11 protein-coding genes are annotated in these 9,586 nt (G+C 58.7%); 7 read left to right on the top strand and 4 right to left on the bottom strand.

The window, feature by feature from the left end; genetic code table 11:
- Positions 1-9: 9 nt before the first annotated feature.
- On the bottom strand, positions 10-1,392 hold the full coding sequence (locus RV1423_RS00450; RefSeq protein ID WP_034291961.1) for a Wzz/FepE/Etk N-terminal domain-containing protein: 1,383 nt from the start codon (positions 1,390-1,392) through the stop codon (positions 10-12).
- Between the two features lie 20 nt (positions 1,393-1,412).
- The gene (locus RV1423_RS00445) at positions 1,413-2,207 is read right to left on the bottom strand and encodes an SLBB domain-containing protein (RefSeq protein ID WP_034291959.1); all 795 of its coding nucleotides are present in this window, start codon (positions 2,205-2,207) and stop codon (positions 1,413-1,415) included.
- Positions 2,208-2,802: 595 nt separating this feature from the next.
- On the opposite strand from RV1423_RS00445, the gene RV1423_RS00440 reads away from it, so the two are divergent.
- Entirely contained in the window at positions 2,803-3,852 is a 1,050-nt protein-coding gene (locus RV1423_RS00440; protein ID WP_051516383.1) for an LLM class flavin-dependent oxidoreductase, read from the top strand.
- A 164-nt stretch (positions 3,853-4,016) separates the two neighbouring features.
- On the opposite strand, the gene RV1423_RS00435 is transcribed toward RV1423_RS00440, so the two are convergent.
- On the bottom strand, positions 4,017-5,165 hold the full coding sequence (locus RV1423_RS00435; protein ID WP_034291957.1) for a glycerate kinase: 1,149 nt from the start codon (positions 5,163-5,165) through the stop codon (positions 4,017-4,019).
- 270 nt (positions 5,166-5,435) lie between these two features.
- On the opposite strand from RV1423_RS00435, the gene RV1423_RS00430 reads away from it, so the two are divergent.
- Positions 5,436-5,651 carry a hypothetical protein gene (locus RV1423_RS00430; RefSeq protein ID WP_034291955.1) on the top strand — a complete coding sequence of 72 codons (216 nt, stop codon included), beginning with the start codon at positions 5,436-5,438 and terminating at the stop codon, positions 5,649-5,651.
- Positions 5,652-6,016: 365 nt separating this feature from the next.
- Here the strand turns inward: RV1423_RS00430 and RV1423_RS30520 are convergent, their stop codons facing one another.
- The gene (locus RV1423_RS30520; protein WP_231501999.1) at positions 6,017-6,163 is read right to left on the bottom strand and encodes a hypothetical protein; all 147 of its coding nucleotides are present in this window, start codon (positions 6,161-6,163) and stop codon (positions 6,017-6,019) included.
- Between RV1423_RS30520 and RV1423_RS30515 the strand changes: the two genes are divergently transcribed.
- From RV1423_RS30515 to iscA, 5 genes are all read left to right on the top strand, one after another.
- Positions 6,162-6,614: a hypothetical protein gene (locus RV1423_RS30515; protein WP_231501998.1), complete on the top strand. Its 453-nt coding sequence runs from the start codon at positions 6,162-6,164 to the stop codon at positions 6,612-6,614. The two genes, RV1423_RS30520 and RV1423_RS30515, sit on opposite strands and share 2 nt — an antisense overlap.
- Positions 6,615-6,805: 191 nt before the next feature.
- Positions 6,806-7,309, top strand: coding sequence for a Fe-S cluster assembly transcriptional regulator IscR (gene iscR / locus RV1423_RS00420; protein WP_034291953.1), 504 nt, complete (start codon positions 6,806-6,808; stop codon positions 7,307-7,309).
- A 15-nt stretch (positions 7,310-7,324) separates the two neighbouring features.
- Positions 7,325-8,578: an IscS subfamily cysteine desulfurase gene (locus tag RV1423_RS00415; RefSeq protein ID WP_034291950.1), complete on the top strand. Its 1,254-nt coding sequence runs from the start codon at positions 7,325-7,327 to the stop codon at positions 8,576-8,578.
- A gap of 62 nt (positions 8,579-8,640) precedes the next feature.
- The gene (gene iscU, locus RV1423_RS00410) at positions 8,641-9,045 is read left to right on the top strand and encodes a Fe-S cluster assembly scaffold IscU (protein WP_034291948.1); all 405 of its coding nucleotides are present in this window, start codon (positions 8,641-8,643) and stop codon (positions 9,043-9,045) included.
- Positions 9,046-9,083: 38 nt separating this feature from the next.
- Positions 9,084-9,407 (top strand): iron-sulfur cluster assembly protein IscA, encoded by a 324-nt coding sequence (gene iscA, locus RV1423_RS00405; RefSeq protein WP_034291946.1) that lies wholly within the window; start codon positions 9,084-9,086, stop codon positions 9,405-9,407.
- The last annotated feature ends 179 nt before the right edge of the window (positions 9,408-9,586 follow it).

Below are 9,586 nucleotides of genomic sequence, written 5' to 3'. Positions count from 1 at the left end.
TGCCGAGTCTTAGCGAATTCCGATATGGCCGATTAACGGGAGGTGAAGGCCGCGCAACAGATCGTCTGCGCAGCGCACGCGTCGCTGGCCGAGTTCATACAACAGGGCCAGGCAGAAGCCCAGCGCCAAGCCTACCAGGATGCTGGCGACGATATTCTGCAGCAGCAGCGGTTTGGAATGTGTGCTTGGCGCTTCGGCCACGCGCAGCACGGTCAGGTCGAAGGTGTTGATGTTGCTGGCCATCAGGATCTCATCGTACTTCGCCAGCGCGGTGTTATAGACGCGCTCCACGCTGTCGAGCTGGCGCTGATAGGAAGTGATGATGTCGCGATGTTTCTTTTGCTCAAGCAGCCTGACGCGCTGGGTATCGACCTCTTTCTTCAATGCTTCTTCCTGCATGGCCAGGCGGCGCGTATCGATTTGCTGGGCGTCCAGCGCACTGCGCGCTTCGTGCGCAATGCGCGCATTGATGTCGTCGCGTTCACTGATCAGCGCCAGGGTTTTCGGGTGGCGCGGGCCGAGTACGCTCTGAATGTCGGCCAGGCGCTTGTTGACGTCGCTCAGTTTGGATTTCAGGTCGTTGATGTTGGGGCGTTGCGCGATCTCAGGCAGTTCGTCGACGCGCACGCCGCTGCGCACCAGATTGTCGGTGGCGTTCTTGCGCGCCTGCGCTTCCTGCTGCTGGTTCTGGACGGCGATCAGCGAGGTCATCAGGTCGCCGAGCTGGCGCGATTGCAGGTCGTTGCGTTCATTGGGGTCGAGGATGCCGACATCTTGCTGGTACTTGGTCAGTTTTTCCTGAATCGCGTCGGCTTCCTTGCGCAGGTGTTCGAGTTGGGCGTTGTATTGCTCGCGGCGCGCACGGGCCGAGGCCGAGGAAATCTGCTGGTTCAGATCGATGTAGGCACGCACCACGGCGTTGGCCAGGTCGCGTGCCTGCTCCGGCGTGCCGGCGGCATATTCGACTTCGATCACGCGGCTTGAGCGGCGCGTGATTACTCGCGTCTGGTCGTTGATGCGCTTGACCAGTTGCGAATGGGCGCGCGCTTCGCCCTGGCGTTCGACCGCTTCGCGATAGGCGGCGGTGCGTTCCAGGTCCAGGGTTTCGATGACTTTCTCGGCGACGGCCTGGCTCTTGACCATGTCGAGCTGGGTCTGCATGTAGCTCTCATCCATCATTGGCGAGAACAGGCGACCGTTGATCGGATCGTTGCCCTTGTAGTCGAGGAAGACGTCGGACGATGCCGTATAGGTTTTGGGCAGCAACAAAGTGACAACGATGGTGATCGCCATCGTCGCCAGCAGCGTCTTGAATATCGTGCCGCGCCGCGCTGAGATCATTGACGCCAGTTGTCTGGACGACAAACCGGTTTCGGGAGCCTGCAGGTTCACGCTATAGCCTTGATGTTTGATCAGAATAGACTCTCATTAACGTAGACGACGTCGCCGGGCAAGACCGGATCCGCCAATTTCGCCTTCATCTCTTGCACGCCTTTTTCAGGAACTTCGCGATTGATGTAGATGCGGCGCTGCGAGGCGCGCTGGGTCATGCCGCCGCCGAGAGCAATTGCGCGCATGACGTTCATGTCCTGTTCCATCGGGTAGGAGCCCGGGCGATTGACTTCGCCGTGGATGTAGAAGACTTTTTTCTTGTTGACGTAGACGACGTCGCCGACGTTGAGCTCAACGTCCAGCGGGGTGCGTTCGGTGGCGCCGGTTTCGCCCAGCATGATCGGAATGCGTGTGTCGCTTTCGCCGCTGTTGCTCTTGTCGGTCTTGCGACGCAGCAGGGTCACGGTCTGGTCGGCTTGCGGTGTCAGACCGCCGGCGGTGGCCAGCAATTCCAACACGCTCAGATGGCCGGGAATCGGATAACGGCCGGGCCGGCTGACTTCGCCCAGCACCGACACCATCTGGCTGCGCAATTGGACGACTTCTACCGATACTTCCGGATTTTTCAGATATTGGCCCTTGCGCAGACCGTCGGCGACCTTGGCCGAGATTTCGCTGGTGGTCAGGCCGTTCACCTCAATGCCGCCGATCAGCGGCAGGGTGAGGATGCCTTTGTCGTTGACGCCGACTTCCGCCGACAGGTCAGGCTGACCGAAAACGGTCACGCGCAGCACATCGCCGGAGCCGACGCGGGTGTTGGTGACGGCGGATGAGGGAAGCGCCAGCGTCGATAGCACGCCCGGAGGCGCGGACATCAGTTCGCCCGTTCTGGTCGGATCGGTAGGCGCCTGAGCAAGCGCGGAAGCACTCGTCAGGATAGTAAGGAAAGCGGAAATGGATAAAGCGAATCGGCGCAAACTTGACTCCCGTGACTGATATTACAAAACGGTTGCGTGTATGGCACGTCGTTCAACAATAAAACGTGAAATCAGGAGGGCAAAGTTTTGTAAATATGACAACTTAAGTTGTGCATGTTAATCGAAAACTCGCATTTTTCAAAAAAATTCTATTTGTATTTATAAAATTTTGTGAATCAAGTGGTTTTAACGATAAATATTTATTTCAAGAGGGAAATTTTTACCTGATTTCGCCGATAACCCGTCTCCACGCACGGATGTTTGCACGAACTGTGCTGAGAAGGGGAAATATCGACTGTATGGCCAGTTAAGCATATAAATTGCGCGATATCAATTCAATATTGCAATATTGCACTCTTTGGAATGTATGTGCTTTGCCGTCGGATGCAACGTGGACGAAGGTCGGGATGAGTGGCTGAACATCGGAGGGCATAAAAACGTTTTGGCGATTTCGTCTATGCTTGGCGGATTGTCTTTTTGCCAGAGATTTTTCATGTCCGCTTCAACCGCCTCCATTTCCGCCAACTCCGTTTCCGCATCGCTGCGCCTCAGTGTGCTCGACCAGGCGCCCGTTTCCGAAGGCATGAGCAGCGCGCAGGCGTTGAAGAATTCGCTCGATCTGGCGGTACTGGCGGATCGGCTCGGTTATTACCGTTACTGGGTTGCCGAGCATCACGGCACCCAGTCGCTGGCCTGCGCCAGCCCGGAGGTGCTGATCGGTCCAATCGCGGCGGCGACCTCGCACCTGCGCGTCGGCAGCGGCGGCGTGATGCTGCCGCATTACAGTCCGCTCAAGGTGGCGGAATCCTTCAGCATGCTGAGCGGCCTTTATCCGGGGCGCATCGACCTCGGCCTGGGGCGCGCGCCGGGCAGCGATTCGCTGACCGCGTCGGCTTTGCAGCGCGATCGCCGCCAGCGGCCGCAGGATGATTTTCCCGAGCAACTGAACGAGTTGCTGGCGTATTTGTGGAATGAGATGCCGGCCGATCATCCATTCGCGCGTTTGTCCGCCTTGCCGGGCAGCCCGGAGTTGTTGCAACCCTGGATGTTGGGCTCGTCGGCGCAAAGCGGGATCTGGGCTGCCGAGCTGGGGATGCCGTACATGTTCGCCGATTTCATCCAGGCCGCCGGCGAAACCGTGGCGGCGCGTTACCGGCGCGACTTTGTGGCGTCGCCGCACTGGTCGGAAGCACGGCAGGGCGTCGCCTTGCAGGTGATCTGCGCCGACACCGATGCAGAGGCGAAACTACTGGCGGCCAGTTACGGCATGCGCCTGATCCATATGCATAGCGGCCGCCGTCTGGACAAAATTCCTTCGGTCGAGACTGCGTTGCGCTTTTTCGAGCAGCATGACCTGCCGCCATCAACCTTGCCATCCGGGCGGCGCGCAGTTATCGGTTCGCCGGCCAGGGTGCGCGAGCAGATCGAGGAACTGGCCGAGGCGTATGGCGCGGACGAAGTCATGATCGTGACCATCATTTACGATCACGACGCGCGCAAGCGCTCGTATGAGCTGATTGCCCGCGAATTCGGCCTGGTCTGAGAAAAATACGGATGCGCTGAGAAATGCATCCACTTTTGCCAATTCAATAAATCTATTTAAAATCAATTGGATAGTGAGAATTCCTCAAGCTTATCCACAAAGTTACCCCCATTTTTTGTGGGTAACTTTGCAGGGCGCATATCTTCACGGTGCTGACGTCGTTTTCAGCGTTCTTTCCGGCCCGACAGCCACAGGCGCGTCATTTGTTCAGCGCTGTCCCTGAGCAGACCCGTGGCATTGTCGATGGCGTCCTTCAGCGTCGCCGGGCCGAATACGATGGAAAAACACCCCGAGAAACTGGTTTGCAATTGCGCCAGCGAGGCGCGGTCGATACCGCCGGACAGCAGCGATGTCGAGACGCCGGCCAAGCGCGCCCGCTGGGCGGCGATGAAGGGAGCCTTGCCGTGCAGGGTCTGGGCGTCGCTGCGGCCTTCGCCGGTGATTAGCCAGTCGGCGTCCTTGAGCGCGGCATCCAGCCCGATATGGTCGGCGACGGTTTGCGCGCCCGACTGGAATTCCGCGCCCAGCATCAGCAAGGCATATCCCAAACCGCCCGCCGCGCCGGCGCCCGGCGAGTTCGCTTCGCTACGGCCGGCGGCTTGTTCGTACAAGGTCGCAAAATGGCCGAGCAGGGCGTCCAGCGGTTTGATCTGTTCCGGTTTGACGCCTTTTTGCGGACCGAAGACGGCGGTGGCGCCATCATCGCCGCACAGAGGATTGTCGACGTCCGACATGGCGACAATATGAATATCTTTCAGGCGCGGATCGAGGCCGCCGACGTCGACGCGCACCAGCTTGCCGAGTTGCGAGGGCACCGGCTCCAGTTCCTGGCCGGCGGCGTCGTACAGTTTCAGGCCGAGTGCGACCAGCATGCCGATGCCGCCGTCATTGGTGCTGCTGCCGCCGAGGCCGATCAGGAAGCGCCGCGCGCCGTTGTCGAGCAACGCCAGCAGGGCGTCGCCGATGCCGAGCGTCGACCGGTTTTCCACCGCGACGGCAGTGCCTGCTTCATCGGTCAGGCCGACGATTTCCGCCGATTCGATCACTGCGCTGCGATCGGCGAGCATGCCCGTGGCCGCGGTGCGCACCGCACCCGATGCGCCGCGCACCTGCAAGCGCCGGACTTCGCCACCGGCGTGCAGCAGCGCGTCCAGTGTGCCTTCGCCGCCGTCGGCAATCGGACACAGGCGCACGACAGCGTCCGGCGCAGCGGCGAGGACGCCGGCGCCGATGGCTTCGGCGACTTCCTGGGCGCTCAGCGAACCTTTGAAGGAATCGGGGGCAATCACGACGATCGGGGGGGAGGCGGTCATAAAAGGTTTGTCGGTTGGCGAAGCTCGGCAAGGCGGCACGTGCATGCGGTCGGCATGATGCGGCTTGCGGTCTCCTGAATGATTGAATTGGTTTTATTGATGAAGGCAGATTATATAAGCAACTTGGGCAACTTCGCGCTGTGCTATGCAGGCGTGAAATCGCTTTGCATATTTCTCGCCGGTACACGAGGTAACAAATAGTAATCGCGCTGGCGAAGCCGGGGGAGCGAGAGGATTATCCAGAAAGAATAGTTCTCGCAGGAGGGCATCATGAAACGTTTGTTATGGATTATCCCGGCGCTGATGCTGGGCGGCTGCGTAGCCGTTCCTTACGATCCGTATTACGCGTCGCCGGCGCCTGTCTATGTCGTGCCGTCGGCTTCGGTTTATTACGGCTATGGCTGGGGCGGTGGATACCGACATGGTTGGGGCGGCGGCGGATACGAGCACGGCTGGGGCGGCGGCGGTGGTTATTGGCGCCATTGAGTACTTTCCTGTCGGGCAAGTTTGCGTCCGGCGCTTCAAGCCAGTAGCATTATGAATGATGGATCCAGGCCCGGTGCGCGTTGCATCGGGTATCATGGGCGTTAAAAAGTTGGATCCGATTCGTTGTTGCTGCATGGTATGGCGATTTCTACGACATTTTCCCGATCTACTCCCAAAACGCGCACTCGCAACAGAGCCATTGTCGGCGTCAGCCTGTCGGTTCTGATCCATGTGTTGCTGTTTTTTGTTTTGCAGCCGAGTCTGCAAAAAATCAATGTACAGGCAAGTTCTTCCCATGAACCGCTTGAGGTGACTTTCGTCCAGACTCCGCCCAAGCCGTCGATCGTCAAACAACCCGAATCGCATCAAAAAGCCAGGCCGGTCAGGAAGCCCTCGCCGCAGCCGAGGCAGGTCGCGCGCGCCAGGACAAGTCCGGCGGCGCCAGCGCGGCAAGCGCCGCCGGTCGCGGAGTCGCCGACCGCCATTACCCGGGCGCCGCCGGAAATGGACATGTCAACCATGCTCAATGCCGCGCGTGAACGGCGCCGTTCCGCCGAAGATTCTGCCGCGCGCGAAAACGCTGAAGCGCGCGCCGCCGAGCAGGGACCGTCCGCGAACGATATCGCCCGCGCCAATATCGCCTTCCAGGAACGCAGGGCCAGTGGCGGCACCAATGGCGTGTTTGAGATAGTCAGCAAGGGACCGCGCGTGGCGCAATACATATTCCGCGGCTGGACCACCGACGCGCGCCACAGCAAGAGCCAGACCATTACCGTCGACGCCGGCCTCAACGGCGATGTCGAAAAGGCCATTATCGACAGCATGATTGCGCTGATCCGTCAATACTATACCGGCGACTTCAACTGGGATTCGCAAAGGTTGGGTCGCGTCGTTTCACTGTCGGCACGCCAGGCCGATACGGCGGGCCTGCAGGCATTTCTGCTGCGCGAATTCTTCGGCTGAGTTTTCTCTTTTGGTGTGGGTAAAACCCTTTATCCATGTGCCTTTCCGCGCTATATCCCATCCTCTTTTCATACCTCTTGCACGGCCGTTTTCCAGTACCTGACAAGATTACTCAACTTTGATATACTTGACGTAAATATTCGGGAATTCAGGGAGTGGGACTGAAAAAACTGTTCTGGAGTTGAAATTTCATGCGATTGACTACTAAAGGCCGTTTTGCCGTGACCGCAATGATTGATCTGGCTTTGCGCCAGGGCAACGGTCCCGTCACGTTGTCCGCCATCAGCGAGAGGCAGGAAATTTCTTTATCATATCTTGAGCAGTTGTTCGGCAAGCTGCGGCGCCATCAGATCGTCGAGTCCGTGCGCGGTCCCGGCGGCGGTTATAACCTGGCGCGCAAAGCCGGCGATGTATCGGTCGCCGACATCATCATTGCCGTCGACGAACCCCTGGATGCAACCCAATGCGGCGGCAAGGAAAATTGTCATAGCGTCAACCATCCCGGCGGCTCCCGCTGTATGACGCATGACCTCTGGTCGACGCTGAATGAAAAGATGGTCGAATACCTCGACTCGGTCTCCCTGCAAGACCTGGTCGACCAGCAGCACCAGAAAGAACAGAAGCACCCGGAACACAGAACTCTCACTACTGAACAAAGCGTGGTTGTCATGCACCGCCCTCACGCAGCGGTTTGATTGGAGCTAGAACAAATGAACGCACCACTGGAAAAAAGCCTGCTGGACACGATCAAGGCGCCGCATTTTCCAATTTATATGGATTACTCCGCGACGACGCCGGTTGACCCGCGCGTGGCCGACAAGATGATTCCTTTCCTGCGCGAGCAGTTCGGCAATCCGGCCTCGCGCAGCCACATGTACGGCTGGACGGCAGAGAAGGCTGTGGAAGACGCGCGCGAAGAAGTCGCGAAGCTGGTCAACGCGGATTCGCGCGAAATCATCTGGACTTCCGGCGCCACCGAAAGCAACAATCTGGCGCTCAAAGGGGCTGCGCAGTTCTACAAGACCAAGGGCAAGCACATCATCACGGTCAAGACCGAGCATAAGGCTGTGCTGGATACCGTGCGCGAGCTGGAACGCCAGGGTTTTGAGGCGACCTATCTGCAACCGCAGGACAACGGCCTCGTGACCGTCGAGCAAATCGCCGCTGCCGTGCGTCCCGACACCATCCTGATCTCGGTCATGCTGGTCAACAACGAAATCGGCGTGATTCAGCCTATTCCTGAAATCGGCGAATTCTGCCGCGCGAAGGGCATCATTTTCCATTGCGATGCTGCGCAGGCAACCGGCAAGGTCAAGATCGACCTGGAAAGCTGGAAAGTCGACCTGATGAGCTTCTCGGCGCACAAGACTTACGGTCCCAAGGGCATCGGCGCGCTGTACGTCCGCCGCAAGCCACGCGTGCGCATCGAAGCGCAGATTCACGGCGGCGGCCATGAGCGCGGTCTGCGTTCCGGCACGCTGGCACCTCACCAGATCGTCGGCATGGGAGAAGCTTTCCGCATCGCCCGCGAAGAAATGGACTCCGAACTGGTGCATATCCGCGCCATGCGCGATCGCCTGGCCAAGGGCCTGCAAGAGATTGAAGAAACTTATATCAACGGCGACATGGAGCATCGTGTGCCGCACAACCTGAACGTCAGCTTCAACTACGTCGAAGGCGAGTCGCTGATCATGGCCATCAAGGACATCGCGGTATCGTCCGGTTCGGCCTGCACCTCGGCCAGCCTGGAACCGTCGTATGTGTTGCGCGCCCTGGGCCGCAGCGATGAACTGGCGCACAGCTCGATCCGTTTTACCATCGGCCGCTTCACGACTGAAGAAGACATCGACTTCACGATCGACCTGATCAAGAGCAAGGTCGGCAAGCTGCGCGAATTGTCGCCGCTATGGGATATGTACAAGGACGGGATCGACATCAGCACGATCCAATGGGCAGCACACTGACAAAAGTGAAAAACGCCCTCATCAAGCAATCTAAGGGCTGATATCTCTCAAGGAGCATCAAAATGTCTTACTCGGAAAAAGTACTCGACCACTACGAAAACCCACGTAACGTCGGCGCCTTCGAAAAGGGCGACGAGACCGTAGGCACAGGCATGGTCGGCGCGCCTGCTTGCGGCGACGTCATGAAGTTGCAGATCAAGGTTGGCGCCGATGGCGTGATCCAGGACGCCAAGTTCAAGACTTACGGCTGCGGTTCGGCGATTGCATCGTCGTCGCTGGTGACCGAATGGGTCAAGGGCAAGACGCTGGATCAGGCCCTGTCGATCAAGAACACCCAGATCGCTGAAGAACTGGCTCTGCCGCCGGTCAAGATCCACTGCTCGATCCTGGCGGAAGACGCCATCAAGGCGGCGGTGCAGGATTACAAGGCCAAGCACGGCAACGTCGAACAAAAGGCTGCGGCCTGAATAACGAAGCAAGTGACGGCACTCGAAGGGCAAGCATCATGGCAATCACACTGACTGAAAAAGCTGCAAAACACATCAGCCGCTATATGGAGCGTCGCGGCAAAGGCATCGGCCTGCGCCTCGGCGTGCGCACGACCGGCTGCTCGGGTCTGGCCTACAAGCTGGAATATGTGGACGAGGAGACGCCTGACGATCAAGTGTTCGAATCGCGCGGCATTCGCGTCTTTGTCGATCCCAAGAGCTTGCCGTATATCGACGGCACAGAACTCGATTTCGCTCGCGAAGGCCTCAACGAGGGATTCAAGTTCCAGAATCCGAACATGAAGGACGAATGCGGCTGCGGCGAAAGCTTCCGCATCTGACGTGCGAGAACGCGCCGCGATCACCGGCGCCGGCATCGTCAGGGTATCGAGTTGATCTGATCTAGTGCTTAGCCAGAATCGCGTTCTAGTATCGTTTCAGCGATAGCCTCTGAAGAGTAGTTCTGCCAAGCCTGTTGAAGTCCGGACAGGCTTTTTATTTTCTTGATTATTTGCACTCT

Source organism: Herbaspirillum sp. RV1423 (genome assembly GCF_000577615.1).
Taxonomy (GTDB): Bacteria; Pseudomonadota; Gammaproteobacteria; order Burkholderiales; family Burkholderiaceae_D; genus Herbaspirillum.
This window is presented reverse-complemented; position numbering and strand designations above follow the sequence as displayed.

Bases quoted from the DNA above. Each gene is read 5' to 3' on its own strand.
- RV1423_RS00445 (WP_034291959.1), bottom strand. From the start codon at position 2,207: ATGTCCGCGCCTCCGGGCGTGCTATCGACGCTGGCGCTTCCCTCATCC.
- RV1423_RS00440 (WP_051516383.1), top strand. From the start codon at position 2,803: ATGTCCGCTTCAACCGCCTCCATTTCCGCCAACTCCGTTTCCGCATCG.
- RV1423_RS00435 (WP_034291957.1), bottom strand. From the start codon at position 5,165: ATGACCGCCTCCCCCCCGATCGTCGTGATTGCCCCCGATTCCTTCAAA.
- RV1423_RS00430 (WP_034291955.1), top strand. From the start codon at position 5,436: ATGAAACGTTTGTTATGGATTATCCCGGCGCTGATGCTGGGCGGCTGC.
- RV1423_RS30515 (WP_231501998.1), top strand. From the start codon at position 6,162: ATGTCAACCATGCTCAATGCCGCGCGTGAACGGCGCCGTTCCGCCGAA.
- RV1423_RS30520 (WP_231501999.1), bottom strand. From the start codon at position 6,163: ATGTCCATTTCCGGCGGCGCCCGGGTAATGGCGGTCGGCGACTCCGCG.
- iscR (WP_034291953.1), top strand. From the start codon at position 6,806: ATGCGATTGACTACTAAAGGCCGTTTTGCCGTGACCGCAATGATTGAT.
- RV1423_RS00415 (WP_034291950.1), top strand. From the start codon at position 7,325: ATGAACGCACCACTGGAAAAAAGCCTGCTGGACACGATCAAGGCGCCG.
- iscU (WP_034291948.1), top strand. From the start codon at position 8,641: ATGTCTTACTCGGAAAAAGTACTCGACCACTACGAAAACCCACGTAAC.
- iscA (WP_034291946.1), top strand. From the start codon at position 9,084: ATGGCAATCACACTGACTGAAAAAGCTGCAAAACACATCAGCCGCTAT.